Raw genomic sequence first — 25,460 nt, forward strand, 5'->3', positions numbered from 1 at the left:
TGGCGCGGCGCGAAACGGCCCCGGCTATCATCGGGGGCCCTTGCCGGAGTGGCGGAATTGGCAGACGCGGTGGATTCAAAATCCACTTCTGGAGACAGAGTGGGGGTTCGAGTCCCCCCTCCGGCATTTGGATCCGACGACCAACCCAACCCCCGATGCGACCCGGCGGCCAACGAGCGGGTGGGTTGACGACGTGGGTCGGCCGATCACCCGCCGGGTCGAGAAGCTCAAGACGATCGTTGACAAGCCGCTGCCGGACCGATTGCTCCATGCGGGTGTGATTCTGGTCCTGGTCGCAGCTATTGGCTTGTGGTCGAGTTGGGAGATCCGATCCGGTTTTCGCCAGCACATCCCGATGTGGGCCCCGTGGCCGCTGATCGCTCTCACCTGGGCGTTGATCTTGTTTGGCATGTGGCGTCGCCGTTCGGCGCGTGTGCAGATTCCAAAGCGGCTGAAGCTCGGCGAATGCCCTGGCTGTTCATACGGCTTGGGCGGCCTGCCAACGGTGGCGGTTGAGCAGCTCGAATCGGCTCTCCGCTGTCCCGAGTGCGGGGCGGTCTGGCGGGCCGAGCGGGTGGGCCAGGGCTAACAAAAAACCCCGGGGCGAGCCCGGGGCTTGAGTGCGGACGAGAGGAGTCGAACCTCCACGGGATTTTACTCCCACTAGGACCTGAACCTAGCGCGTCTGCCAATTCCGCCACGTCCGCGGTGGTTGCCAGATGGCGGTAGGGAGTGTAGCCCGCATCCCCACCCCGGAGCAACCGATGGGCGGTCCATTGGCCCCGGCGGGCTCTACCGCTTGTTCTTGCCCTGCTCCTTGGCCTGGGCGTTGGCCACGTATTGGGCGAGGACCTTGGAGCGGATCTCCTTGGCCAGGTCCGGGTTCTCGCGGATGAACTGCTTGGAGTTCTCGCGGCCCTGGCCCAGGCGGACCTCTCCATAGCTGAACCACGCGCCGCTCTTGTCGACGACCTTGTACTCGACGCCCAGGTCGATCAGGTCGCCCGAGATGCTGATGCCCTCGTTGAACATGATGTCGAACTCGGTCTGGCGGAAGGGTGGGGCCACCTTGTTCTTCACCACCTTGGCCCGCACGCGGTTGCCCACGGCCTCGTCGCCGTCCTTGATCGAGCTGACGCGGCGGATGTCGATGCGCACCGAGCTGTAGAACTTCAGGGCGCGGCCGCCGGGGGTGGTCTCGGGGCTGCCGAACATCACGCCGATCTTCTCGCGGATCTGGTTGATGAAGATGACGGTGCAGTTGCTACGGGCGATGATGCCGGTGAGCTTGCGCATGGCCTGGCTCATCAGGCGGGCCTGGAGGCCCACGTGGGTGTCGCCCATCTCGCCCTCGATCTCGGCCCTGGGAATAAGGGCGGCTACCGAGTCGATGACGATCACGTCGACGGCGTTCGAGCGTACGAGTAACTCGCAGATTTCCAGGGCCTGCTCGCCCGTGTCGGGCTGGCTGACCAAGAGGTCGTCGATGTTCACGCCCAGGCGGCGGGCCCACGAGGGGTCTAGCGCGTGCTCGGCGTCGATGAACGCGGCCACGCCGCCGTCCTTCTGGGCGTGGGCGGCCACGGTCAATGCCAGGGTCGTCTTACCGCTGGACTCGGGGCCGTACACCTCGACAATGCGGCCCCGTGGGATGCCCTTGCCGCCCAGCGCGAGGTCGAGCGAGAGGGCACCGGTGCTGATGCCGGGGATGTTGAGGACGGCGGCCTCGTCCAGGCGCATGATGGCGCCCTTGCCGAAGTTGCGCTCGATCTGCCCGACGGCCAGGTTTAACGCCTTGGCCTTCTCGGGGCTCGGCTCGGCTTTGTTGGCTTGGGGGGCGGGAGCGGTGGGGGTGTTCTTCTCGGGAGTCTTTGTGTCACCCTTCTCGGGGGCGACGACCTCGACCGCGCCGTTGGACTTCGCGTCCGTCTTGGCGGTGGGGGCCTTCGAAGCGGTCGCGGAACCGGCAGAACCCTTCGTGCGTGCCATGGGGCACCTCCAGATGTCTTCGGTGTGCCGTGGCCTGCGGGGCTTTGGGGCCTCTCGCCGGGCGTCACACCGCTGCAGCGCGTGTTTCGTGGGCCCGGTCCACCGTGACCAGAAGATCCCAAGGGCCGGGGGCGGCGCTGGTCGCGTGCCCGGCTGTGGCGAGTGTACCAGAGCCCGAACAGGCCGTCAAGTGTTCGGGGTGTGGTCAGGTCAAAAATTTATCCGGTGGGCCCGGGTGGCGTCTTCTATGCTCGGGAGCGAAACCGGAGGAGTGCCCCCATGCCCGAAGCAGTGACCATCGACGGACCGTGCCCCCTGACGGCCTACATCGTGAGCGACGACAAGGGGTGGGCGATCGAGCCCGCCGGCCCGACGCGTGAGTGGATGGACAAGACGCCCGGCAAGGGCGCCTACCGCTGCCTGCCGCTGGCGATGGCCAACCAGAGCGGCTGGATCATCCCGTGCCCGGCCACGGTGTCGATGAAATGGAACGGCAAGGACAGGCCCGACGCGCTCACCATCAAGGTCCACGACGGGCCCAAGGGCATCGAAGAATTCATCGTGAGCCACTTCGGCAGCGGCATCGTCACGTTTCGGTTGCCTTGGCTCTTCCGCACGCCGCCGAAGATCGGGCTGATGGTGCGCGGTGCGACGAACTACCCGAAGGACTTCGCCGTGCCGCTCGATGGCCTGGTGGAAACGGACTGGTCTCCCAGCACGTTCACGATGAACTGGAAGATCATGAAGCGCGGCACCGACGTGTGGTTCCGCAAGGGCGAGCCGATCTGCATGATCACGCCCTACCCGCTGGCGTTGCTCGAGTGGAGCGAGCCCGCGGCGGTGCCGATCATCAAGGACGACAAGACCCACAAGGCCTACCTGAGTTGGGCGGCGTCGCGGCAGAAGGCCATCACGCGGCACCAGGGCGGGCAGGACACCTGGCAGAAGGACTACATGAAGGGCCAGACGGCCGGGGGCGTGGTGGCCCCCGACCATCACCGGACGCGGCTCAAGCTCAAGAATTTCGACAAGAGCTGATCACTCGCACCCCGCGTCGAACGCGTTCTGAAAGCACAGGAAGTCGAAGATCGTCAGCGAGCCGTCCTCGTCGCAGTCGGCGATGGGGTCGCCGGCGTCGAAGGCGTTCTGGAAGGCGAGGAAGTCGAAGATGGTGAGCGCGCCATCCTCGTCGAAGTCGGGGTAGCAACTCGCGTCGGCGCAGCCGTGGCGGCGGACGATGCCGCGGACGTCGATGGCCGGGTCGCCTACGAGCGTGAAGTTGCCGCCGACGTAGAGGTCGTTGTCCCACACGTGCAGGCCGAAGGCGCTGGCGAACGAGCCGCTGGTGGGCGGGGTCGAGGCGATGCCGCCGTCGACGGGCACCCACTCGTCGTCGACGAGCTTGGCGATGTAGCGGATGTCGGGCACGGCGGTGCCGGCTAGATACAGGCCCGGGCCGCTGCCATTGTCCCACACGATCATGTCGGTAACGGCACCGCCGAACTCCTGGCCCACGGCGGTCCAGCTCACGCCGTCCCACTTGTACACGCTCACGTCGGGCTGGCCGGGGGCGAAGAAGTTTCGGCCGCCAACGTACAACGCGGGCCCGGTGCCGTCGTCGTACACGGTCATGACGCCCGCGTCGGCGGTGAAGGAGGTGCCGACCAGGCCCGAGCCCACGGCCTCCCACTCGGTGCCGTTGAAGCGACCGATGAGTTCGGTACCCGCAGCGCCGCCGATCGAGTCGAAGCGTCCGCCGGCATAGAGGGCCGGTCCGGTGCCGTCGTCGAACATGTGGACACCGAAGACGGTGGGGCTGAACGTGCCGAAGATGCCCGTGCCGTCGCCGATGGGCAGCCACTCGTCGCCGTCCCATTGCGCGATGTCGGCCGCCGCAACGCCGCCGATCTCGGGCCACGCGCCGCCGATGATCAGGTTCTCGCCTTCACCCACGTCGCCGGTGGTCATCGACCAGATGCTCTGGGGCGCGGGCAGCGCGGCACCCATCGAGACCCACTCGTCGCCGTTCCACGCCGCGATGGAGCGTGTGTCGGCTACGCCACCAGCGCTGGCAAAGAAGCCGGCGACGACCAGCCGCTCCTCGCCGAAGACCTCGAAGGGCAAGATGCTGGTGAGGAAGCCGTTGGTGCTGCCGGTGCTCAGGGCGGGCGTGCCGACGCGCGACCACTCGTTGGTGCCGCGGTCCCACTGGGCCAGGATGGTGGTGCCCGCCACGCCGGTGATGCCGTCGAACGAGCCGCCGACGTAGAGGCGCTCGCCGGTGCCGTCGTCCCAATTCATCATGGGCTGGATGTAGCCGCGGCCGACGCCCGGGTTGCCGATCTCGCCGTCCCAGAACGGGTCGCACTGGGTGAACGCGGTAGCGGCGGTTCCGGCGATCGCGAGCAAGGCGATGGTGGTGTTGGGTGTGATGGGCTTCATAGTTGGGTCTCCCTCTCTTGCTGTTCTCTGGAGATACGGCGGGACGTTGTACATGGTAACGAGACAACGGCCAGCAACCAAACCCATGTGGAGGTTCGGAACTGGCCGTTGGCATTCAGGCAAGCATGAAGCAGGATTTATGGGTTATGCGGTCGTTGTCTTCGATTTCTGTTGGGGTTACGGGCAGCCCGCGTCGAACGCGTTCTGGAAGCAGAGGAAGTCGAACAGCGTGAGGTCGCCGTCCTCGTCGCAGTCGGCGGCCAGGTCGCCGGCGTCGAACGCGTTCTGGAAGCCCAGGAAGTCGAAGATGGTCAACTCGCCGTCGCCGTCGAAGTCGGCGTAGCAGGTTCCGCCGGCGCACCCGGTGCGTTTGACGATGCCGCTGGCCGCCTCACCGTTGACGGTCTCGAAGCTGCCGCCGAAGTACAGGTCGCCGTTCCACTCGCCCAGGCCGAAGGCCGAGCCGCCATCGGCGCCACCGCCGTAGCCCACCCATGCATCGCCTTCGAGTCGGGCGAGACGGCCGAGCGAGGAGTCGCTGGTGCCCATGTACAACGCCTCGCCGCTGCCGTCGTCCCAGACGAACAGCTTGGTCACGATGCCGCTGATGTCCTGGCCCACGCCCGACCACTCGGTGCCGTCCCACTTCCAGACGTCGAAGCCGGTGCCCACGCTGGCGGCGAAGAAGCTGCGGCCGCCGATGTAGAGCGCCGGCCCGCTGCCATCGTCGAAGATGGCCATCTGGCCGGCGTCGCCGGTGATCGAGCTGCGCACGAGGCCGGCACCCACCGGCTCCCACGCGCCATCCTTGAAGCGACCCAAGAGTGTCGTGCCGGGCACGCCGTCGATCTCGTCGAAGCGTCCGCCGGCGTACAGGGCCGGGCCCGAGCCGTCGTCGAAGACCAGAGCACCGAACACGTTGGGCGTGACCACGCCGGTCAGCGGGTTGCCATCACCCACGGCGGCCCAGTTCTCGCCGTCCCATTGCGCGATGCCACCGGCCGAAATGCCGCCGATGCTCGTGAACGAGCCGCCGGCGTACAGGGCGTCGCCGCTACCAAGGTCGCCGCTGGTCAGCGCCCAGACGGCATCGGGGTTGACCAGTTGCGAGCCCATCGAGACCCATTCGCTGCCGGTCCACGCGGCTAGAGACTGCGTGTCGGCCATGGCGCCCGCGCTGGCGAAGAACCCGCCGACGACCAGCGCTTCGGTACCGAAGACATCGAACGCGGCCATGCTGGTCACGAAGCCGTTGGTGCTGCCGGTGCTCAGCCCAGGGCTGCCCAAGCCGCTCCATTCGCTGCCGTCCCATTGGGCGATCAGGGTGGTGTCGGGCGCGGCCCCCATGCTGCCGAACGAGCCGCCGGCGTATAGGGCCTCGCCCGTGCCGTCGTCCCACACGAAGATGGGCTGGACGTAACCGTCGTCGACGCCCGGCGTGCCGATGGCGTAGTCCCAGGCGGGCTCGCACTGGCCGAAGGCGGCAGCGGCCGTGGCGGCCAGCCCGGCGGCGGCTATCAAACGGGACGACAGCGTGTTCTTCTGATTCATCATCGATCTCTCCTTTGCGTGAAGGGAATGGGGGAATTCGAGCCTCGACCCCAGAGTGCGCCAGCTTGCGTGTTCCGGCCTCCGAGCCGGGGCGGCCGCGTCCGGTAACAGCGGCAGCTTGCCCCTCCGGCGCAGACGGCCGCGGGATGGCTGGGCGCACTGGCCCGTTCGCGGCAGCCTGCCGATGGATCCGTTGAATTCGCTTTCATCCTGTCCCTTGCTTGGGCGCACCCCGGGAGCCGCACCTTGACCGCAACGACCATCGTCGACGGACCGACCGCCACGCGAGAGGTGTGCGCGAGCGTGCTCGTGATAACCCCCAAGGGCCCGAGCGTGACCGAGGCCGACACATCGGGCCTGATCGCCGAGACCGCAAGCGACATCGCCCAGGCACGCGGCCGCGTGCTGATGGACATGGCTCGGGTCGAGTACATGTCCAGCGCGGGCATCTCGATGCTGGTCGCGCTACGAGAATCCTGCTCGCAGGCCGGCGGCTCGCTCACGCTGAGCGGCCTGGCCAGCCCGATCGCCACCGTGCTCAAGACCACGCGGGTCGATCGGTTGTTCACGATCGCCAAGAGCCGCGAGAAGGCGCTCAACAAGTTGGGCAAGCAAGCGGCCTAGCGGCGGCCTGAGATGCGCCCGCCCATGCGCTTGGGCGGCAGCTTGGTCGGCACGACGCCACCGGGGAACTTGTTCTCATCGCCACCCTTGGGCAGCACCTTGCCCTGGCGTTCGAGCGTGCGCTGCTTGGAGCGTTCCTCTCGGGCGGCTTCTTGCTCGCGCCGCTCGCGCACGCCGGCGGGCTCGGGCCCGGGCTTGAAGTCTGGATAGTCCATGTAGGGGATGTGGGTGTTGATGCGCGTCTCGATCTCGGTGAGCAACGCGCCCTGCTCGGGGGTCACCAGGCTCCACGCGATGCCGCCGCGCCCGGCACGCGCGGTGCGGCCGATGCGGTGGATGTAGAGGTCGGGGTCTTCGGGCAGATCGTAGTTGATAACGTGGCTGATGCCTTCGACATCGATGCCGCGGCTGGCCAGGTCGCTGGCGATGAGCACGCCAAGTTCGCCCGTGCGCAGCCGGCCCATGACGCTGTTGCGTTTGCTCTGGCGCATGTCGCCGTGGATGGCGACGGCGTCGATGCCCTTGTCGCGCAGCAGCTTCTCGAGGTCGTCCACAACGCGCTTGAGGCGACAGAACACCACCGTGAGGGCGGGCTCTTCGTGGGTCAACAGATGCACGAGCAGACGCTTCTTATCCCAAGGCTGCACGGTCATGTAGTGCTGCTCGACCACGCTGACGGTGAGCGAGCCGGCCGAGGCGACCAGCTTCTCGGGGTTGTTCATGTACTGCCGGGCGAGCTTCTCGATCTCCTCGGTCAGCGTGGCCGAGACGAAGATGGTCTGGCGGTCCTTGGGGCACGCGCTCATGATCCGGCGGATGTCCTCACGGAAGCCGATGTCGAGCATGCGGTCGACCTCGTCGAGGATGGCCACCTGGATCTTGTCGAAGCGCAGATAACCGCGGCGTTCCATGTCCATCACGCGGCCGGGCGTGCCGACGATGATCTCGGGCTTCTGGGCCAGCTTGCGGGCCTGCTTCTCGATGGGGTCGCCGCCGTAGATGGCCACGACCTTGAGGTCGCTGTGCTTGCCCAGGGTCTGGAGCTCGCTGGTGATCTGCAGCGCCAGCTCGCGCGTCGGCGCGAGCACGAGGCCCGCGAACGCGTCGCCCGGGTCGATCAGCGACAGCAGCGGCAGACCAAAGGCGGCGGTCTTGCCCGTGCCGGTCTTGGCCTGGCCCAGCACGTCCTTGCCCGTGAGGGCGACGGGGATGAGCATCGCCTGGATCATCGTCGGGTTGACGAAGCCCTCGTCGTCGACGCCCTCGAGCACGTCCTCGACCAGGTCGAAGTCGTCGAAGGTGATGGTGGTGTCGAAGATGGTCTCGTCGCGCTCGGGCTTTGGGGCACCCTTGCCGGCGGCGTTGGAAGTCTTCTTCGCTGGGCGGCCCTGGGGCGCATCCGCGCGCGGCTTGCCCTTTGCGGTCGAGGTCTTGGCGGTCTTCTTCTTGGTTGTCTTCTTGGACGGGGGCAGGGTGGAATCCTCTCCGGCTTGGTCCCCATGGTCCGTTGCCGGTGGGCCCTGCCGAGTGTTGCTCGTGGTGCCGTTGGCCCGGGCGAAAGAAAAATCGCCCGGAGCCTCGGGCCGTCTTGAGCTGCCCGGGAGCGAATGCTCGCGGAAACAGCCGGTTCGTTGCGATGCGTTCGGGGCTCGATGCGGCGCGCGAACCGGTAGTCGCGCCCGAGCCGGGGGCTTGCGGGCTTAGCGGGCCGTGATGGCCTTGACCTTGGTGCGGGTGACCTTGCTGCGGCCGGCGGCCTTGGCGGGCGCCTTGCGCGTGGTCTTCTTGGTGGTCTTCTTCTTCGTTGTCTTCTTGCCGACCTTGGCGGCCGGTGCCGGCTTCTTGGTCGTCTTCTTCGACGTTTTCTTGGTGGTTTTCTTCGAGGCGGCGCTCGCGCCGGCCTTCTTGGTCGTCTTCTTGGCCATTGGTGTCCTCTACGCGGCGTGGGCCGCGGGCACGGTTCGCCCTCACTCTAAGGGCCTCTATGTTAGCCCCAGCCCACCGGCGTGTTAGCCCACGGGCCGCTGGAAGAACATGGAGCCGAAGGTGTACTGGGCCTCGGGGTGCTTGCGATTGAGCGCGTAGCGGTCGCCGGTGTCGATGAAATCACCCCCAACCAGCGGCAAGCCGATGAGGTCGCCCAGCTTGTGCGCGTCTGCCATCGTCCGCATCGGGGCCTCCATGGGGCCGTGCTCGCCGAAGTCGAACGTGATGCACAGCATGCCGCCGGGCCTCACCAGCTTGCCCATCCGGCTGGCCACACGCTCCTGCTCGGGCGGCAGGATGTGCTCGATCACGCTGAAGCAGTAGACCCGGTCGAACCCGGCCTCGGGGGCACCGAGGTCGGCCGCGGAGGGGTCCTCCTGCCCAAGATTGGTCGTGCGGCAGTCCAGGTCGAGGTCCTGCCGCTTGGCGGCATCCATGCTCTGCTGGGTCATGGTGGGGTCGATGTCCAGGCACACGACGCGGTCGCCCAGGCTGCCAAGGTACAGGATGGGCAGGGTCATGGCACCGCCGACGTCGAGCGAGTGCAGCTTCTGGCCCGGCTCTCGCGTTGGGCGGCTGGCCCCGGTCAACGCCAACCCCCGGCTGTACTCCCACATCTTGTGGGGGCGTACGTACCACCGCTTCTTGACCGCACCGTTCACGCCCAGCGGCTCGCCCTTGCAGCGCCAGCGGATGGTCCAGCGCTTCATGTCGGCCACGGTGGGGGCCACGCGCGTGTCCTTGGCGTCGTCGAACTCGAGCGTCTTGTTGACGCGGTCCAGGTCTATCGCTGGCGGGGCTTGGGTCACTCGTGCTCGCTCCTGATCCATCCGGTCACTTTGCCTGTTGGTCCTGTTGCTGCTGTCGGCCCTCTTGGTCCTTCAACTCCAGTAGGCAGACGTACTTCATCAGGGTATAAGCCGCCATCGCGCCGGCGGCGGCCCAGCCCCGGGTGCCATCCTTGTAGCCCCGCCGGAAGATGGCCTGCCGGACGAACGACGTGATCGGGGAGGTGATGAGTTTGGCTGGCCCTACCCGATGGCCGGCCCCATGCAGGCTCTGTGCCATGAGGTGGGCGTGGCCGACGTGCTTGCTCAGGAGTTCCGGGAAGCTGGAGAAACTGTCGTGCCGGAGGTCCCCAGGCAGATCGGCGGTTGGTTCGGGGGGGGCGATTGGCTTGAGCTCGTCATGGGGGTCGAGCCCCTGCCAGTGGAAGCGTTCTCGGCGGACCAGCCGGACACGCCACTCGGGCTGCCACATGTACTCGAAGAATCGTCCACCATAGAACACCCGACGGTTCACCCGGTAGTTGGTGGGCCCGGCGTCGCCTTCCAGGTCGAGGGCTTCGATGGCCCCACGAAGCGTGGGTTCGAGAGACTCGTCGCTGTCGAGCGACAGCACCCAGGGCTGGGCGCACTGTTCGAGCGCATATTGCTTCGTCTTGACGTAGCCCAGCCACCCCGTCTCGACGATCCGGGCCCCGTGCTGCCGCAGGATGTCGAGGGTGCCATCGGTCGAGCCAGAATCCACCGCGACGATCTCCTGTCCCAGCCCGCGCACGCTCTCCAGGGTCCGGCCGATCGTGGCGGCGTTGTCCTTGCAGATGATGGCCACCGAGAGCGGCTGGGGGAGCGTGGGCATCGGTATCCTCGGGGCGTCCGTTGCACGGAGCGGCCCGCGTGGAGGGGGCAAATCGAAGATCCGGCGGCCGGAAACGGCCCGAACGTACACTAGGGCCCGATGGCCGAGCCTCCCAGCTTCACCGCCCGCCGGCACAGCGCCCAGGCCGATGGCCCGGCGTGGGCCGATGCGCTGGCCCGGGAGCCCTGGGCCGAGACCGCCGTCCTGCTGAAAGAAGACGGAGGCGTCCGCGTACTGGCCGCCTCGTTGCGGGGGCAGGATGTCATCCTGAAGTTTTATAGGTACAGGGGCCTGCTCAGCCGTGCCCGCGCTCGGCTGGGCGTGGCCCCGGGCGATCGCCACTGGGCCGGGGCGGCCCTGCTGGCGGCCGAGGGCATCCCAGCGGCCCCGATGCTCGCGCTACTCAACCGCCGCGACGGCACCAAGCGGGAAGACTGCCTGATCATGGGCCGGCTCAAGGGCACGAGCCTGCTGCATTGTCTCGATCGGGCGAATCGCGGCGAGATGCCCATCGGCCGGCAACACACGCTCGCCCGGGCCGTGGGGCTCCAGGTCGGATGCATCCTGGCGGCGGGCCTGCACAACCGCGACCACAAGCCCAGCAATCTGATCGTGAGCTTCGATGAGACCGATCCCGACGCGATGCCCACGGTGGCGGTCGCCGATTGCCAGGGCGTCCACCGGCTCAACCGTGACAAGAGCCGGCATGCCATCCGCACGCAGGCAAGCCTCGCGCTCGAGGCCATCGGCGCGGGCGTGCTACCGCGAAAGGCCATCATCGCCCAGACCCTGCGCGCGACAATGGCCGCGTACACCGCGCGACGGTTTGGGAAGATGACGGTGGAGGACGCCTTACGCATGCCAAAGGGCGAAGAGAAGCGCATCCTCGCCTCACTTCCCGACGGCCTGGCCCTGCGTGCCTGGCCGCGCATCGCCCAACGCATCCGCGTGCATGGCGACCCGACGCCGCGCGTCGACCCGCTCGCCCGTCCGCGAGCAGCAAACCCGTGACCAACCAAGAGACGCGCACCAAGGTATGCCAGACCTGCGGACGCACCTTCTTGTGGCGAAAGAAGTGGGAGCGGTCGTGGGATCAGGTCCGCTACTGCTCCGACCAATGCCGCCGAGAGAAGCCCGGCCCGCTGGACGCCAGGATCGAGGCGGCCATCAATGACCTCTTGTCAAGTCGCGGCGCCGGTGCCACCATCTGCCCAAGCGAGGCGGCTCGGGCCGTGGACCCAGAAGGCTGGAAGCCGCTGATGGAACGCACGCGAAGGGCGGCCCGCCGGCTCGCGCGTTTGGGAACGATCGAGATCATTCAGGGCGGATCGCGGGTCTCACCAGACCAACTGCGCGGCCCGATCCGCCTCCGAGCCAGGACCTGATCCTCACCGATCCAGCGAACTCGCCCGCCCGATCGCACCGTCCCCAAACTTGCTCCGGATCGCGTCGGCGGCCTCGTCCACGCGGCTGGTTTTCTCGTGCTCAGCGGCGTCGAACAGGCCCGGTCCTTCTGGTGTCGCGAGGTTGCTCGCACTCACGCCGAGCAGCCGTACCGGCTCGAAACCCCGTTTGGCCCAGGTATCCAGTAATGCCGAGGCCTCGCGCACGATGGCGGCGCTCTCCGAGCTCGGTTCGGCCAGCGTGTGGTTGCGTGTGATGGTCTTGAACTCGCCGTTGCGGACCTTGAGCGTGAGCGTGCCGGCAGCACGGTTGGCCCGCCGCAGCCGCCACGCCACGCGCTCGGCCAGGTCGACAACCTGCGCATGGCACTGGTCCTGCGTGTTCAGGTTCTCGCCGAAGGTGCGTTCGTGCCCGATCGATTTCGCGCGCCGATCGGTGACGATGGGCCGATCATCGATGCCACGGCAGCGGTTCCACAGCGCGTCGCCCATCGTGCCGAAGAGACGCTTGAGCGTGGGCTTGTCGAGCGCGCGGAGCTGGCCAAAAGTAGAGATGCCCAGCTTCTTGAGCTTCGCCTCGCTGGCCGGGCCGACGCCCCAGAGGCGAAAGATCGCCAGGGGCTCAAGAAAGTCCTCGACCTCGCCGTCGCGCACGATCACGAGCCCGTCGGGCTTGTCCAGGTCGCTGGCGATCTTGGCCACCAGCTTGCTGGGCGCCACGCCGATGCTGACGGTCAGTTGCGTCTCGCGCTTGACGTCTGCGCGGATCTTTTTGGCGATGGCCAAGCCATCCCCCAGCAGACGCAGGCTGCCGGTGACATCCAGGAACGCCTCGTCCACGCTCAGCGGCTCGACCAGCGGCGTGACGGTCTCGAAGACATCGAACACCGCCTGGCTGGCCGCCCGGTACTTGGCGAACGAGCCCTTGACGAAGATGGCCTGCGGGCACAGCCGCCGAGCCACCGCCCCGGGCATTGCGCTGCGGCAGCCAAATTCTCTCGCCTCATAGCTCGCCGCCGCGACGACCCCGCGCGGCCCGGCCCCGCCCACGAGCACCGGCTTGCCCCGCAGCTCGGGGTTGTCCCGCTGCTCGACCGACGCGAAGAACGCGTCCAGGTCGGCGTGAAGAACGACCCTGCGGGGGCTGGGAGAAGATTCGCCTTCGGCGGGCATGAGGCATGATAAGGTCGCCAACGACAACGCCCGGGCCGAAGCCCGGGCGTCGCCGCTCGTGGGGGTCAATCCATTTCGCGACGGCGGAGCCGGTGCACGGGCCCGCCGCCGAGGCGTCAAGACGAATCAGGCCGCGTCCGCCGCCGTCGCCGGCCCGGCCTGGCTGCCCTGGCTGCCGAAGTTCAGCGGCTCGGGCGTCGACCACGCGCCCGTGTTGTTGTTGCCGATGATGCCCCGCACGCGGTAGCTCACGCTCCGCAGGCCGCCGGGCACGGCCGGGTCGGTGTGCATCTTCTCGCCGGTCACGGCGATGGTCGCCCAGGGGCTTTCCTGGCCGACGAGGTCGGTCGTCGACCGCTGGACCTCGAAGACCGCGCCGGCGGCGGCGACCTTGAAGGCCAGGCGCAGCGAGCCGTCGGAGAAGCTGGTGAGCGAGAGGTCGCCGGGCTTGGCGGGCGCCGGGCGCTCGCTGGGCTCCTTGGGGGGGTCCAGCTCGGCCCGCACGTAGACGCCCTCGTCCTGGGTGTCCTTCACGTAGGCGTCGATGGTGGCCACGCAGCTGCTCAGGCGGTTCTTCATCAGCTTGAAGGCGTTCTTCTTGGCGGTTGTGCTCGCTTTGGCGGCCGCCTTTTTTGCCGTTCGGTCGACCAGCGAATCCTCAGCCGCAGAAACGGTGGCCTCAAACGCCTGGATTTGGGCCAAATCGAGCCCCGTGTCGGGCGGCCCGGCTTGCCCGCCGGCCCACACGGTCGCGTGGTGGCGGGCCCAGGCCAGCAGCAGTGCTTCCTTATCCGGATAGCGCGGTGAACCCATGACCGAATCTCCAGCATTGTGCCCCGGGCGGGCGTCCGGCACCGTGCCGGGCGAGCGTCAGGGGCGGTCTGGAGGGTTCATCGGGGGGATGTGGGGGTGGGTTTAGTGGGAATCAGAATTTCTAGACCAACTTTTTGGTCGTGGGCAAAGACACTTATGGAGTTCAAGCCGCTTGGCGGCTTTGCAAGAGCAGTTCTCCCGAGAGCATCGTGTCAGTCATCGCTGGAACTGGACGGGGCTTCGCTCTCAGTGGATTCATCTGCATCGCCATCATTGCAAGAAAGACCCAGAGGCATCCACTCGCCGTCGTCGCACCTGTGCAGATGACCTTCCTGGCACTTTTCCGCCCCGTGTGAATAAAGCTTCCCATCGTACTCACATTTGTCCATTGTAGCTCCTTTGTCAGAAGTTAGTTTTCGGATCGGTCAATTGCAACATGGAGATCGATCATGCTCCGTCGCGGGTAAACACGACTTCGCTTTTGCTGTGTTTCGACAAATTGCTCAAGTTCGTTTCTGAACAGCCTGTAGTACGAGGGCCACAGTGTGTCGTCATTTCCGCGATCTGGGTCGGCTTTATAGAGATCGTCTGTTCGCCATCGAAGAACTTGGCTCACACTAAACTTGCCGCCCCCGCGCATGCTGAATGCCTGCTGGGCACTATTTGCGTTAACGACAGCATCTGGCCATGAGACCGTCTTCTGGTGCATATCAAATTCGTAACCGATCTGCAAAGACTCAGTAGCTGGCGAAGATCCCATTCGAAACTTGATCGTAGTGTGCTCTGCTGCCGTGAAAGTACATTCAGCGGTCCCGGGTGCCGTGATTCGCCAATGGGTAGAACCAAGCCGTCGAATCGGCTCAAAGCCTTGGCCGCTGTCGGCAAGCAAGCCCGTGGTGTTGAGGTCTGAAACAACGTTTAGGGGTCGACGCTGCCACTGTTCGCGTTTTCCGTGGTAAGGAATGGTATCCAGATACATCGCATGCTTTTCTCGATCGGAAATGCGGAATGGGGGAACCGACACGGTCTCTTCGTTTACTACTGCAAAAACGTGCTCATGGTGGTGGCCACCCACCACCACGCGAATTCGATCACCGGGTCGGAGGTCGACGGCCAGTTCTTCTTGATCATCCGTCGCCCAATCGATCTTCGAATACCCTACATCTGCATCAAATGGCCTTGCGTCTGATTCGCCAGCAGACACAAGCACAAGCCACACTTCACCCCCAAAGTCAGCAATTGGCAATTCGAGCAAGTCCTTGTGCGAGCGGCTTATATCAAGGGCATCGGCCGCGAGATGCCAGCGACTTTGTGCTTCGCCACCGTCTGCGGCCGGGGTCGCTGAAATACCGGCCACGCTAAGGATGGTGTCCGCGCTTAGAGCGATTGCATCGTCGGCTGAAAGACAAAGTTCAATCGCTCGCTCTAGAGAGATGGGATCGCCGTTCAAATCTCGGTGAGCTATCCGTCCGCGATGGTGTCGGTCGTCGCTCACCACGTGAACATCGGAAGTACGTACCTGGGAGATAGCTTGTTGGGCTACGAAGCTTCCCTTGAGGCTTGGTTCATGCGTCACGAACTCATAATCCAGACTTGAAAGGGCGACGTGAAAAGACCGGCCTTGCTCGACAGCGTCTCGTAGTTCTACGGTGTTTATCCCTGTCAGTTCTATTACAACAGGTTGTTGTTCGTGGGGCATCAAGATCAGGCCGAGTGCTCCATCAACCGAGTGTTGGGCTGCGATTGGGTTCAGTTGGGTCGTCGCGGGCGGAGCTGTTTGATGAAATGTGGCGCGAAGACTCTCGATACGGATGGGATGTCCGGTGGGATTATACAAATTTACGCTTGTGCGAATCCGTCCCGCCTTCGGACCAATCTGCATGTTTTGCTTTTGGACAAGCTCGCGTGCCTCCGATTCAGATTGAAGAAATGTTTGGACGTCCTTGGCGTCAAACCGCGATCCTGATTTCGAAGTGTAGCTCAGCGAGGCGGATAGCTTTGAGGATGCTGTCCCCACGCCGTCTTTCCAGCCAACCTCTGCGGAAGCCGTGATATTTGCGATGGTCTCAACCTCACTCCACGTGGAATTGGTTTGAGTAAATGAAGAGGAGTTAGTGATAGCAGCTTTCACCGTCTTGGTTAGTGTTGCATCAACGATGAGCATGTGCTCGAAGCTGACTTCAAGCGGACCATTTGGTACGATCACGAGCGGGTAATACTCATTCACAAGAGGATTGAATACCCTCTGCATCACCGCATCGCCCTGGAGTTCTAACTCTCGTGCGTCTGGGATCCCATCGCCATCGCGGTCAGTGACGGCGTCGGCAAGGCAAATGGTCAGTGCCAGCGGGAGGACTATTAGCAACATGGTGAGAATCTCCGGATCGATCAGTGCAATCGTTTGCTCGCTGAGGACAGCGGCACTTACGCGCAAGGCGGTGGCTGATCTGTTGGGGTAAAGTCATTTACTGGATGCGCAATATGCTAACGCTCCGACACCAGTTCACGGAACAGAGAAGTTTTTTCCTGGCAGCATTAGCAGGCCACCGGTTGGGGGCTGCTAAGCCCAGTTAATGAGTGAGGTTACGATCGCTCGGTCAGGGTCAAAGGAGATTCGACGACAACTGGGCGTGTGAAGCAGGGCGGCCCATTCCCGCTCGCGGGCAGATCATTCCGGCTTCCGGACGGACCGTTCCCGCTCAGGGACGGACCTTTTCCGCTCTCGGACGGAGTGTTTCCGTACGGAGATGGACTGTTTCCGCACGGGGATGGACCATTTCCGCTCTCGGATGGAGTGATTCCGCACGGAAAAGGTCCATCCCCGGCCGGGAATGGTCCGTCCCCGGGGGCCAGAGCCCGCCTGGGAGGCAGTGAGGGGGGTTTTGGGGGGTTGGTGGGGGTGGGGGTCGTGGCGCTCTTGCTCCCTCTCCCCGTCTTCGGGGAGAGGGCCGGGGTGAGGGGTCTTGGAATACCACGAACGCCCGGCAGACCCCTCACCCCAACCCTCTCCCCGAAGACGGGGAGAGGGAGCAGGAGGGGCCTCGCGGCCTTGTTCAGAGGCGCCGATCGCCGATTGCCGATCTCCAGCGTCGCGGCCGGCACGGCCGTCGCCCGATACCCTGATGCGAGGGCCACCGGACGGCCCCGCGCCCCCGCCCGTCCCCCCCCAACACCCCCCCCGGAGGGGCCGGCAAGGAAGCCACCCATGGGCATGTACGAAAAAGACGGCATCGGCATGTTCCACGGCCGCCTCATCATGCTGGCGGGCCTTGGGCTCGTCGGCTTTGCGGCCCTCACCACCCAGCTCGGGCGGTTGAGCTTCCACCTGGGGCCGGGGCTGCGAGACCAGGCCGAGAGCCGGCTCGAGCGGCTGGCCTGGGAGCCGACCGTCCGCGGCCGCATCCTCGACCGCACCGGCCGCGTGCTGGCCCAGGACCGGCCGACCTTTGACGTGCGGATCGACTATTCGGTGCTCAGCGGCTCGTGGGCCGAGGCCCGCAGCATCGAGTTCGCCCGCCAGGTGCACCGGGCCGTGTGGCGAGAGCTGGCGCCCGAGCAACGCGACGCGCTGGCCCGCGGGTACGAGCCGTACTTCGACGAGCACGTCGAGCACGGGCTGGCCGAGCTGGCGCTGGTGGCCGGCGTGCCGCTCGAGGCCATCGTGGCCCGCAAGGCCGAGGTGCTCGAAGAGGTCGAGACGATCCGCAAGGGGTACGTCGATCGCCGACGTGAGCAGATCGAAGACCGTGCCCTGGCCCGCGGCGAAGAACTCTCCAAAGAACTTGTGGAGCGACAAGCCAACCGGCCGGTGGCCGAGCAGAAGCAGCCGCACACGATCATCCCCCAGGTCGAGGACGCCGTGGGATTCGCCGTGCTGGCCTTGCGCGAGCGCACGACCGTGCTCGAAGCGCCGGTACACGATCTTGAGGGCAACCCAACGGGCACGCTGGCCCGGACCGAGCTGCCGCTGGTGCCCAGGCTCGACGCCGGGCACTCGCGTAACCGCCAGTACCCCTACAGCTCCATCACCACCGAGATCGATCGTTCCACCCTGCCCGGCCCGCTCAAGGGCGATGGCGGTGGCCGTGGCGGGGGATCGATCGGCGTGACCGTCAAGGGCACGATGGACGCCATCATCGGCTCCGTGCGCGACACCGTCCACGCCGAGGATCCCAAGCGCCGCGAGGACTGGCTCAAGACCACCGCGACGCCAGAAGAGGCGGCGATCGCTGAGACAAGCCGTGGCGTCGACCGCGGGCGCTACATGGAGGGTGACCACGTCGGCCACACCGGCGTCGAAGCGAAGATGGAGCACACCCTCCGCGGCCTCCGCGGCCTGCGTGTACGACGGCTGGACACCGGCAAGCAGACCGTCATCGAGCGCACCCCTGGCCGCGACGTGACGCTGACGCTGGACGCCATGCTCCAGGCCCGCATCGCGGCGATCCTGGCCCCCGAGGTCGGCCTGGCCGTGGCCCAGGGCTGGCACGGCAACCCGCCGAGCCGCCGCGACGACGGGCAGCCCCTGGCCGGCGCGGCGGTGGTCATCGACATCGAGTCGGGCGAGGTCCTCGCCCTGGTCAGCACGCCAACGATCGATCCCGACGATCCCGCTGGCAGCGCGACCAGGCCCGAGGGCGTCGAGACCCAGGACTGGGACGACCCGAGATTCAACCGCGCCACGTCGGCCGTCTACCCGCCGGGCAGCATCGCCAAGGCGCTCACGCTCACCTGGGCCGCCAGCCGCGGCGAGCAGGAACTGCATGAGCGCATCGAGTGCACCGGCCACTTCCTGCCGGGGCGCGAAGACATCTTGAGGTGCTGGATCTGGCGTTCCGATTTTGGGTTCCAGACCCACAGCTCGCAGCTCGAGCACGACCCCGACGAGGCCGAGGCGCTCATGTGCTCGTGCAACATCTATTTCTACACGCTCGGCAGCCGGCTGGGCCCGCAGCGGATGCTCGACGCCTACCGGGCCTTCGGCGCGGGCGACCCCCCGCTGGACGCGGTGGGCAGCGCCGCGGGAATCCTCGGTCCCATGACCAACACGTCCGGTGACGATCCCACACGAGGATTGACCAACGTCGACGCGGCGCTCATGGGCATCGGGCAGGGGCCCATCGCGTGGTCCCCGCTGCACGCCGCCGACGCGTTCGCCACGCTCGCGCGCGGCGGGAAGAGGCTCGGGCCGACGCTGGTACGCGGCGATGAACCACCGCCGATCGAAGACATCGGGCTCGATCCCGCGGCGGTCGAACGGGCCCTGCGGGGGCTATGGCTGAGCGTCAACGACCCAAAGCTGGGCACCGGCAACCACACCACAATCCGTGGCGAGCGGGTTGAGTACTTCAACGCCCCCGGCGTGGACGTGTGGGGTAAGACCGGCACGGCCCAGGCCGTCGCCACGCTGACCAAGGAACTCCGCATCGCTCCCAATGGGAACATCATCGACGACCCGGACGACGAACCGCCGGGCACGACCACGGTGTTCAGGCCGGTCAAGAGCCGTTACACGCACGCCTGGTTCGTTGGGCTGGTCGGCCCCGAGGGCCAGAAGCCCAAGTACTCAATTAGCGTGATGATGGAATTCGCCGGCAGCGGCGGCCGCGTGAGCGGGCCCATTGCCAACCAGGTCATCCACGCGTTGCAGGCCCAGGGGTACCTGCCCGGCGGAGGCCCCTGAGCCATGCTCGACCGTCTGCACGGCTTCATGCTGGCCGAGGGCTCGGGCTCGCGCGCCAAGTGGGCGCTGGCCAACTTCGGCTGGCTGAGCTTTGCGGCGGCGCTCGCGCTCTCGCTGCTGGGCGTGTACGCCATCGACCTGGCCACACGCGCCGAGGACGCGACCGGCCTGAGCTCGACCGCCCACCGCCAGCTCATCTTCGTGGGCGTGGGCATCGTGGCCGCCGGCATCGTGTGCGTGCCGCACTACCGCCTGATCGGCCTCCTGCGCTGGCCGCTGGCGCTGGTGACCATCGGGCTGCTGATCTTCCTGCTGCTGCCGTTCATCCCCAGCTCGATCGTGACGCCCCGCAACGGCACGCGCGGGTGGATCGACTTAGGACCCATGGACTTCCAGCCTTCCGAGGTGGCCAAGGTCGTGTTCGTGATCATGCTGGCCTGGCATATGCGCTACCGGCGCAGCCACCGGCGCTTCCTGGGGCTCGTCGGCCCTGGGCTGGTCGCGTTCGTGCCCATCGGGCTCATCATGCTCCAACCCGACTTCGGCACGGCCATGATGATCGTGCCGGCTTTGGGCGCCATCGTGATCGCCGCGGGCGCCAAGCTGCGTCACATCGCCGTGATCGCGCTGGTCGCCGCCATGGCCGCCCCGGCCAGCTACCCGTTCCTAAAGCCCTACCAGAAGGAACGCGTGGTCGGGCTCATCCGGCAGATCCAGGGCAGCCAGGAGGGTGCCGACGACATCAACTACCAGAGCTACACCGCCCAGAAGGTGATGGGCTCGGGGCTGGCCACCGGCAACGCCGACGACCACGCCCGCGCCCTCATCCGCTACAACCGCCTGCCCGAGGCCCACAACGACATGGTCTACAGCGTGCTCGTCACGCGCTTCGGCTTCTGGGGCGGGGTGGGCATCCTGGGCATCTACCTGGCCTGGCTGCTGGGGGCCCTGGGGGTGGCCGCCATGTGCGCCGATCCGTTTGGCAGGCTGCTGTGCGTGGGGCTGGCCGCCCTCATCGCCGCCCAGACGATCGTGAACGTGGGCATGAATGTCGGGTTGGTCCCCATCGTAGGGATCACGCTGCCCTTCCTGAGCTACGGCGGGTCGAGTATCGTGGCGGTGTGGCTGACCACCGGATTGGTGCTGGGCGTGGGTTTACGCCGGACATCGCAGTCGTACCGCCCGTCCTTTGAATACGCTGAGGGTGATGCCCAACCGGTCCTCAGCAACGTCCGAACCCGGCCCAGCCCCTGATCGCAGTGTCGAGGCGTTCATCGCCGAGATCATTGCCGATGCACCCGCCGAGCCACTCGAGGCTCCGCCGGAGTTCCTGGCCGCCGCGGCCGAGCTGGGTATCGCCTTCGAGCCCGGTGAGGTCGAGAAGCTGGGGCGCTTCCTGGGGCTGCTGCTCTACGCCAACACGCGGATGAACCTGACGGCCATCAAGGAGCCGGCCGAGGCGTGGACGCGGCACATCCTGGACTCGCTGACCCTGATGGCCCCGCTGGCCGAGTTGCCCGAGGGCGCCACTGTGATCGACATCGGCACTGGCGGCGGCGTGCCGGGCGTGCCGCTGGCGATCGTGCGGCCCGACCTGCGGTTCACCATGCTCGACTCGACGGCCAAGAAGACCGCCTTCGTGCGCGCAGTGGTGGATGTGTTGGGCGTGGAACACGGGAAGACCATCACCGCGCGCGCCGAAGAGGCCGGGCGCTTCCCTCAATACCGCGACACCTTCGACGCGGCCATCGCCCGGGCCGTGGGGCCGATGGCGACGATCGCCGAACTGGCGACGCCGTTCGTCAAGCCCGGCGGCGTGGCGCTGCTGATCAAGGGCGAGAGGGCGGGCGAGGAACTGGCCGAAGCGAAGGCTGCATTACACCTGCTGCTGAGCCATCACGCCGGCACGGTCGAGACCCCCACGGGCCGCATCGTGATCCTCGAGAAGATGCGGCCGACGCCCAAGGCGTACCCGCGCGGCAACGGCGAGCCCAAGCGCAGGCCGCTGGGGGCATAATGCCCGACGCACGCGACCTGTTGGAATCTGGCGGCCCCATCGCCGACGCGCTGGGCGGGCGGTACGAGCCGCGCGAAGAGCAGCTCGGCATGGCCGACGCCGTGCAGCGAACGATGGAAAACCGCACCCACTTGCTGGTCGAGGCGGGCACGGGCGTGGGCAAGAGCTTCGCGTACCTGGTGCCGGCGATGGTGCGGGCGATCCTGTTCGGCGAGTGCGTCGTCGTGTCGACGCACACGATCGCGTTGCAGGAGCAGTTGATCGCCCGTGATATCCCGTTGCTTCAGCGTGTGTTGCAACCGGTCCTGCTGGCCCAGCCCGGGGCGACGAGCGAGTTGCACGCCTCGCTGGTGAAGGGGCGGGGCAACTACCTCTCGATCCGGCGGCTCGAACTGGCCAGCAAGCGGCGGTTGAAGCTGTTCGGCGACGAGCCCAGCCGGCGGTCGCTCGGCACCATCGAGGAGTGGGCCTACGAGACCCGCGACGGCACGCTCAGCTCGCTGCCGCAGCTCGAAAAGCCCGGCGTGTGGGACCGCGTGCAGAGCGATAGCGGCAACTGCATGGGCCGCAAGTGCCCGCGGTACCAGCAGTGCTTCTATCAGAACGCCCGGCGAGACATGGAGCGGGCCAACCTGCTGGTGACCAACCACGCGCTGTTCTTCAGCGACATGGCGCTGCGGGCGCGCGGCACGGGATTCCTGCCGCGCTACGACCATGTCGTGCTCGACGAGGCGCACACGGTCGAGGAGGTCGCCGCCGACCACTTCGGCATCTCGCTGACCGAGGGCCGCGTGATGCACCTGCTGGGTGTGCTGCTCAACAGCCGGACGAACAAGGGGTACCTGGCCAATCTCGAGCTTCCCGATGATCGGGCCACACTCGCGGCGGCGGATGCCGTGCATGAGGCCGAGTTGGCGGCCCGGGAGTTCTTCGGCTCGCTTGGCGTGGTCGCGGGCGAGAAGAGCGGTGGCGAGGGTGGCAGCCTCCGCGTGCGTGAGCCCGAGATCGTTGGCAACTCGGTCACGCCGGCGTTCGACGCGCTAGCTGGCAAGCTCAAGCGGCTCAAGGAAACCCTGCCCGAAGAGCCCCAGTACGAGCCCGACAAGTTCGAGCTGAACAGCTACACCATGCGGGCCGCCGAGATCGCACGGGCGTGCGAGCAGCTCATCGAGCAGAAGCAGCCGGGCTACGTGTACTGGATCGACGCGAGCCGGGGCAGTACCGGGCGGCCGCGTGTGAGCATGACGTGCGCGCCCATCGACGTCGGGCCGTTGCTCAACGAGGAGCTGTTCGGTCGCGATTTCTCCGTCGCGCTCACGAGCGCGACGCTGGCGACGAGCTCGCAGGAAGAAGGCAAGGGGTTCGATCACGCCATCGAGCGGCTCGGCGCGGCCGGCGCCGCCACGCAGCGGCTGGGCTCGCCATTCGACTACCAGAGCCAGGTGCGGCTGATCGTCGACGAACGCGTGGGCATGCCCGGGCGGGGATTCGATCGTGGGTACGAGGAGCGGCTGGCGGCGGCGATCGTCGAGCACGTGGGCACGACGCGGGGCGGGGCGTTCGTCCTGTTCACGAGCCACCGGCTGCTGCGCGCGATGGCGCGGGCGTGCCGTGATCCGCTTGGGCGGCTCGGCATCAACGTCCACGCGCAGGAGGCCGACGGCTCTCGGGCGGTCATCCTCGAACGCTTCCGAGAGGATCCGAATTCGGCCCTGTTCGGCGCGGCGAGCTTCTGGCAGGGCGTTGACGTTCCGGGCGATAGCCTGCGCAACGTGATTATCACGAGGCTGCCCTTCGACCCGCCCGACCGTCCGTTGGCCGAAGCGCGTGCCGAGCGATTGAAGGAGCAGGGTAAGGATCCATTCCGTGTCGACAGCTTGCCGCGTGCGGTGATCCGGTTCAAGCAGGGCTTCGGCCGGTTGATCCGCAGCGCGAGCGACACAGGCCAGGTCGTCGTGCTCGACCCTCGCATCGTGACGGCCCGCTACGGCTCGAAGTTTCTCAAGGCGATGCCCGAGGGCGTGCCGGTAGAGCGGTACGAGGGTGAACCGCTCGGAGAGCCGAGCTGGTAGTCAAGAACGCTTGATCGAGCGGATGATCTGGGCGATGGTGCGCCAGATGATCTTCAGGTCGAGCCACAGGCTCATGTTCTCGACGTACTCGATGTCGTAGCGGATCCATTCCTGGAAGTCGCTGTCCGACGCGCGGGTGCGTTTGACCTGCCAGAGGCCCGTGACGCCCGGTCGCACGCTCAGGCGTGCCTCGCGCCAGCCGGGGCAGTACTGGTTTTCTTTGTACGGGCTGGGGCGTGGACCCACCACCGACATGTGGCCGACCAGCACGTTCAGGAACTGCGGCAACTCGTCGATCTGGACTTTTCGAATGAATTTGCCAACCCGCGTGAGGCGTGGATCGTTCGCGATGTAGAACTGCGGCCCGTCGACCTGGTTCATCGCGGCCAGCTCGGCCTTCATCTTCTCGGCGTCCTTGCGCATCGAGCGGAACTTCAGGCACGGGAAGTCCTTGGCGTTGAGCGATTCTCGCGTGTGGGCGAAGAAGAACGGCCGGCCGTCCTCGAGCCAGATCGCCAGCATCACGAACGGGTAGATCGGCAGCGTGAAGAGCAGCGCGACCAGGGCGAACACGATGTCGAATCCGCGTTTGATCACCCGCTCGATGGGTTGCACCGAACGCGGTCGCAGCGGCTCTGTTCGCTCCGTGGGTTCCAGGTCGAGCCAGTGCACCCCGCCGGGGTCGGGCACGTGCTGGGGATCGTCCCACACGATGTCCGGCCCGACCATGAGCTGGTTCGCGTCCACGGTGCGTCCCGCGCCGATCCAGACGCTGCCGATGCATTGGGCGCCCGGCTCGATCACGGCTGTGGGGTCGGCCCAGGTGCGATCGGTACGCGGCTCGGCACGATCGATCGTGCTACTGGGCTTGCGCCAGCGCTCGACGAGCAAGCGGGCGCACCGCGCGAGCTCGGTCGCGTCGTCGGCATCAAACACGCGGGCATCGATGACCATCGGCCAGCGCTGCTCGCGGCGGACGGCCTTGCGGAGCTTGCGCCAGCCATCGCGCGGCGAGTCGGCCCCTTGCCACAGGCGTGCGACGGTCGGCCGATTGGTCATGGCCGCCCTCGCAAAGCGCGAGTCGTCGCTGCCGTAGACACGCTCGAGACGAACGAATTTGCCATCATCTTCTGAGATAATCCGCTCGCGGTAGGCGTGGTCGTCGAAGTCGTGCATGCGGAGCAGCACCAGGTCGGCGTCGTCCCATACGATGTGGTCGACCACCGGCGGGAGTTCGAACAGGCACAGCGTGCGCTGCTGGAGCAGCAAGAACAAGTGGGCGTGGGGCACCAGCGGTGTGGGCATCGCCCGGCGGACGACCTGCACGCCCCGCGACGCCCAGAAGCGGTCGTGCAGCGCAACGGCCGAGAGGCCAAAGACGGTCGGGGTGGCGGGGGGTTCGGCGATCATCGTGTGCCCGCCGTCGCAAGCTCGGTGGCCAATCGATCGGCTACGCGTCGTGCTTCTTCCCGCAGGATGTCCGCATCCGCGGCGGCAGACCCGCCGCCGTGCAGCACTTGGACGATCGCGCCGGGTCCCGGCCAGCCGGGCCCTCCGGTGCTCACGGCGTGGGTGATGCCGGGCGTCGGCCCCCATAGCCCAGCGATAACGAATGCGGTGTCCACCACGAGGAACTCGTCGACCAGGTCAGAGTGGCGTGTATGCCTGGTCTGCCAAAGGTTGCTAGATTCTTCAGCACCGATGGACGACCAGCCGCCCGCGCGCATCGCGTGGGTCGGCTCAAACGCCAGAAGGTCGCGGCGATCTTGGGCGATGACAACGCGCAAGAAGGCTTCTGCACCTGTTGCGGACGACATATATCGCGCCGACGTATCTAGCACCTCGTTGTGTGGTGGATACGCGATCGGCAATGTATCATCCCACGTCGGATCCCGATTCCAGGTGCCAACGCTCTGCGCCAGCCCTTGCTCGGCGGTCGGCAGGCTTTCGGGCGAGATCATTGGCGCTGCGGGGCGCGCGGGATCGACCAGGAAGACGCCGAGCGCCAGAAGCAGAACCAGTATGATGGGAAGCGTGCGGGTCAAGGGGGTTCCTCGTGTCGTCCT

General features: G+C 66.5%; 21 protein-coding genes and 2 tRNA genes. 10 read left to right on the forward strand and 13 right to left on the reverse strand.

Going from position 1 to position 25,460, the window contains the following annotated elements:
• Nucleotides 1-42 precede the first annotated feature (42 nt).
• Both NCW75_01220 and NCW75_01225 read left to right on the forward strand, forming a co-directional pair.
• Nucleotides 43-126: transfer RNA gene (locus NCW75_01220), tRNA-Leu, on the forward strand.
• 67 nt (nt 127-193) lie between these two features.
• Nucleotides 194-589: a hypothetical protein gene (locus NCW75_01225; GenBank protein ID UYV12921.1), complete on the forward strand. Its 396-nt coding sequence runs from the start codon at nt 194-196 to the stop codon at nt 587-589.
• Between the two features lie 32 nt (nt 590-621).
• Here the strand turns inward: NCW75_01225 and NCW75_01230 are convergent.
• Together NCW75_01230 and recA are read right to left on the reverse strand one after the other, a co-directional pair.
• Nucleotides 622-707: transfer RNA gene (locus tag NCW75_01230), tRNA-Leu, on the reverse strand.
• 85 nt (nt 708-792) lie between these two features.
• A complete protein-coding gene (gene recA / locus NCW75_01235) occupies nt 793-1,785 on the reverse strand; it encodes a recombinase RecA (GenBank protein UYV14212.1) in 993 nt (330 codons plus the stop codon).
• Nucleotides 1,786-2,268: 483 nt separating this feature from the next.
• On the opposite strand from recA, the gene NCW75_01240 reads away from it, so the two are divergent.
• A complete protein-coding gene (locus NCW75_01240; protein UYV12922.1) occupies nt 2,269-3,027 on the forward strand; it encodes a DUF6065 family protein in 759 nt (252 codons plus the stop codon).
• On the opposite strand, the gene NCW75_01245 is transcribed toward NCW75_01240, so the two are convergent.
• On the reverse strand, nt 3,028-4,431 hold the full coding sequence (locus NCW75_01245) for a hypothetical protein (protein ID UYV12923.1): 1,404 nt from the start codon (nt 4,429-4,431) through the stop codon (nt 3,028-3,030).
• 177 nt (nt 4,432-4,608) lie between these two features.
• Nucleotides 4,609-5,985 (reverse strand): hypothetical protein, encoded by a 1,377-nt coding sequence (locus NCW75_01250; GenBank protein UYV12924.1) that lies wholly within the window; start codon nt 5,983-5,985, stop codon nt 4,609-4,611.
• Nucleotides 5,986-6,228: 243 nt separating this feature from the next.
• Here NCW75_01250 and NCW75_01255 point away from each other — a divergent pair, with 243 nt between their 5' ends.
• A complete protein-coding gene (locus NCW75_01255; GenBank protein UYV12925.1) occupies nt 6,229-6,606 on the forward strand; it encodes an STAS domain-containing protein in 378 nt (125 codons plus the stop codon).
• Here the strand turns inward: NCW75_01255 and NCW75_01260 are convergent.
• From NCW75_01260 to NCW75_01275, 4 genes are all read right to left on the reverse strand, one after another.
• Entirely contained in the window at nt 6,603-7,877 is a 1,275-nt protein-coding gene (locus NCW75_01260) for a DEAD/DEAH box helicase (protein UYV12926.1), read from the reverse strand. The two genes, NCW75_01255 and NCW75_01260, sit on opposite strands and share 4 nt — an antisense overlap.
• Nucleotides 7,878-8,306: 429 nt before the next feature.
• Nucleotides 8,307-8,531, reverse strand: a complete 225-nt coding sequence (locus NCW75_01265; protein ID UYV12927.1) for a hypothetical protein — start codon at nt 8,529-8,531, stop codon at nt 8,307-8,309.
• A gap of 84 nt (nt 8,532-8,615) precedes the next feature.
• The gene (locus NCW75_01270) at nt 8,616-9,401 is read right to left on the reverse strand and encodes a class I SAM-dependent methyltransferase (GenBank protein ID UYV12928.1); all 786 of its coding nucleotides are present in this window, start codon (nt 9,399-9,401) and stop codon (nt 8,616-8,618) included.
• Between the two features lie 25 nt (nt 9,402-9,426).
• Nucleotides 9,427-10,233 carry a glycosyltransferase family 2 protein gene (locus NCW75_01275; protein UYV12929.1) on the reverse strand — a complete coding sequence of 269 codons (807 nt, stop codon included), beginning with the start codon at nt 10,231-10,233 and terminating at the stop codon, nt 9,427-9,429.
• A 99-nt stretch (nt 10,234-10,332) separates the two neighbouring features.
• On the opposite strand from NCW75_01275, the gene NCW75_01280 reads away from it, so the two are divergent.
• Complete coding sequence (locus tag NCW75_01280; GenBank protein UYV12930.1) at nt 10,333-11,244, forward strand: hypothetical protein; 912 nt, start codon at nt 10,333-10,335, stop codon at nt 11,242-11,244.
• Nucleotides 11,241-11,618: a DUF2256 and DUF3253 domain-containing protein gene (locus NCW75_01285; GenBank protein ID UYV12931.1), complete on the forward strand. Its 378-nt coding sequence runs from the start codon at nt 11,241-11,243 to the stop codon at nt 11,616-11,618. The genes NCW75_01280 and NCW75_01285 overlap by 4 nt, the downstream gene beginning before the upstream one ends.
• Before the next feature lie 3 nt (nt 11,619-11,621).
• Here the strand turns inward: NCW75_01285 and NCW75_01290 are convergent, their stop codons facing one another.
• From NCW75_01290 to NCW75_01300, 3 genes are all read right to left on the reverse strand, one after another.
• Nucleotides 11,622-12,809, reverse strand: coding sequence for a DNA polymerase IV (locus NCW75_01290; GenBank protein ID UYV12932.1), 1,188 nt, complete (start codon nt 12,807-12,809; stop codon nt 11,622-11,624).
• A 126-nt stretch (nt 12,810-12,935) separates the two neighbouring features.
• Entirely contained in the window at nt 12,936-13,622 is a 687-nt protein-coding gene (locus NCW75_01295) for a hypothetical protein (protein UYV12933.1), read from the reverse strand.
• 409 nt (nt 13,623-14,031) lie between these two features.
• Complete coding sequence (locus NCW75_01300; protein UYV12934.1) at nt 14,032-16,056, reverse strand: hypothetical protein; 2,025 nt, start codon at nt 16,054-16,056, stop codon at nt 14,032-14,034.
• 771 nt (nt 16,057-16,827) lie between these two features.
• Here NCW75_01300 and NCW75_01305 point away from each other — a divergent pair.
• The 4 genes from NCW75_01305 to NCW75_01320 are packed head-to-tail and all read left to right on the forward strand — an operon-like array spanning nt 16,828 to nt 23,394.
• Nucleotides 16,828-19,305, forward strand: a complete 2,478-nt coding sequence (locus NCW75_01305; protein ID UYV12935.1) for a penicillin-binding transpeptidase domain-containing protein — start codon at nt 16,828-16,830, stop codon at nt 19,303-19,305.
• Nucleotides 19,306-19,308: 3 nt separating this feature from the next.
• Nucleotides 19,309-20,559 (forward strand): FtsW/RodA/SpoVE family cell cycle protein, encoded by a 1,251-nt coding sequence (locus tag NCW75_01310; protein UYV12936.1) that lies wholly within the window; start codon nt 19,309-19,311, stop codon nt 20,557-20,559.
• The gene (gene rsmG, locus NCW75_01315; GenBank protein UYV12937.1) at nt 20,513-21,322 is read left to right on the forward strand and encodes a 16S rRNA (guanine(527)-N(7))-methyltransferase RsmG; all 810 of its coding nucleotides are present in this window, start codon (nt 20,513-20,515) and stop codon (nt 21,320-21,322) included. Before NCW75_01310 ends, rsmG begins: the two co-directional genes overlap by 47 nt.
• On the forward strand, nt 21,322-23,394 hold the full coding sequence (locus NCW75_01320) for a hypothetical protein (protein UYV12938.1): 2,073 nt from the start codon (nt 21,322-21,324) through the stop codon (nt 23,392-23,394). The genes rsmG and NCW75_01320 overlap by 1 nt, the downstream gene beginning before the upstream one ends.
• Here NCW75_01320 and NCW75_01325 read toward each other — a convergent pair whose 3' ends face one another.
• The gene (locus NCW75_01325; protein UYV12939.1) at nt 23,395-24,804 is read right to left on the reverse strand and encodes a sugar transferase; all 1,410 of its coding nucleotides are present in this window, start codon (nt 24,802-24,804) and stop codon (nt 23,395-23,397) included.
• Nucleotides 24,801-25,439: a hypothetical protein gene (locus tag NCW75_01330; protein ID UYV12940.1), complete on the reverse strand. Its 639-nt coding sequence runs from the start codon at nt 25,437-25,439 to the stop codon at nt 24,801-24,803. The genes NCW75_01325 and NCW75_01330 overlap by 4 nt, the downstream gene beginning before the upstream one ends.
• Nucleotides 25,440-25,460 lie beyond the last annotated feature (21 nt).

The organism is Phycisphaera sp. (genome assembly GCA_025916675.1).
Lineage (GTDB): Bacteria > Planctomycetota > Phycisphaerae > Phycisphaerales > UBA1924 > JAHCJI01.

What these genes read in the sequence shown, in the direction of transcription:
- NCW75_01305 (UYV12935.1), top strand. Translation starts at nt 16,828, where the DNA reads ATGGGCATGTACGAAAAAGACGGCATCGGCATGTTCCACGGCCGCCTC.
- NCW75_01265 (UYV12927.1), bottom strand. Translation starts at nt 8,531, where the DNA reads ATGGCCAAGAAGACGACCAAGAAGGCCGGCGCGAGCGCCGCCTCGAAG.
- NCW75_01245 (UYV12923.1), bottom strand. Translation starts at nt 4,431, where the DNA reads ATGAAGCCCATCACACCCAACACCACCATCGCCTTGCTCGCGATCGCC.
- rsmG (UYV12937.1), top strand. Translation starts at nt 20,513, where the DNA reads ATGCCCAACCGGTCCTCAGCAACGTCCGAACCCGGCCCAGCCCCTGAT.
- NCW75_01320 (UYV12938.1), top strand. Translation starts at nt 21,322, where the DNA reads ATGCCCGACGCACGCGACCTGTTGGAATCTGGCGGCCCCATCGCCGAC.
- NCW75_01275 (UYV12929.1), bottom strand. Translation starts at nt 10,233, where the DNA reads ATGCCCACGCTCCCCCAGCCGCTCTCGGTGGCCATCATCTGCAAGGAC.
- NCW75_01325 (UYV12939.1), bottom strand. Translation starts at nt 24,804, where the DNA reads ATGATCGCCGAACCCCCCGCCACCCCGACCGTCTTTGGCCTCTCGGCC.
- NCW75_01290 (UYV12932.1), bottom strand. Translation starts at nt 12,809, where the DNA reads ATGCCCGCCGAAGGCGAATCTTCTCCCAGCCCCCGCAGGGTCGTTCTT.
- NCW75_01280 (UYV12930.1), top strand. Translation starts at nt 10,333, where the DNA reads ATGGCCGAGCCTCCCAGCTTCACCGCCCGCCGGCACAGCGCCCAGGCC.
- NCW75_01250 (UYV12924.1), bottom strand. Translation starts at nt 5,985, where the DNA reads ATGATGAATCAGAAGAACACGCTGTCGTCCCGTTTGATAGCCGCCGCC.
- NCW75_01295 (UYV12933.1), bottom strand. Translation starts at nt 13,622, where the DNA reads ATGGGTTCACCGCGCTATCCGGATAAGGAAGCACTGCTGCTGGCCTGG.
- NCW75_01310 (UYV12936.1), top strand. Translation starts at nt 19,309, where the DNA reads ATGCTCGACCGTCTGCACGGCTTCATGCTGGCCGAGGGCTCGGGCTCG.
- NCW75_01240 (UYV12922.1), top strand. Translation starts at nt 2,269, where the DNA reads ATGCCCGAAGCAGTGACCATCGACGGACCGTGCCCCCTGACGGCCTAC.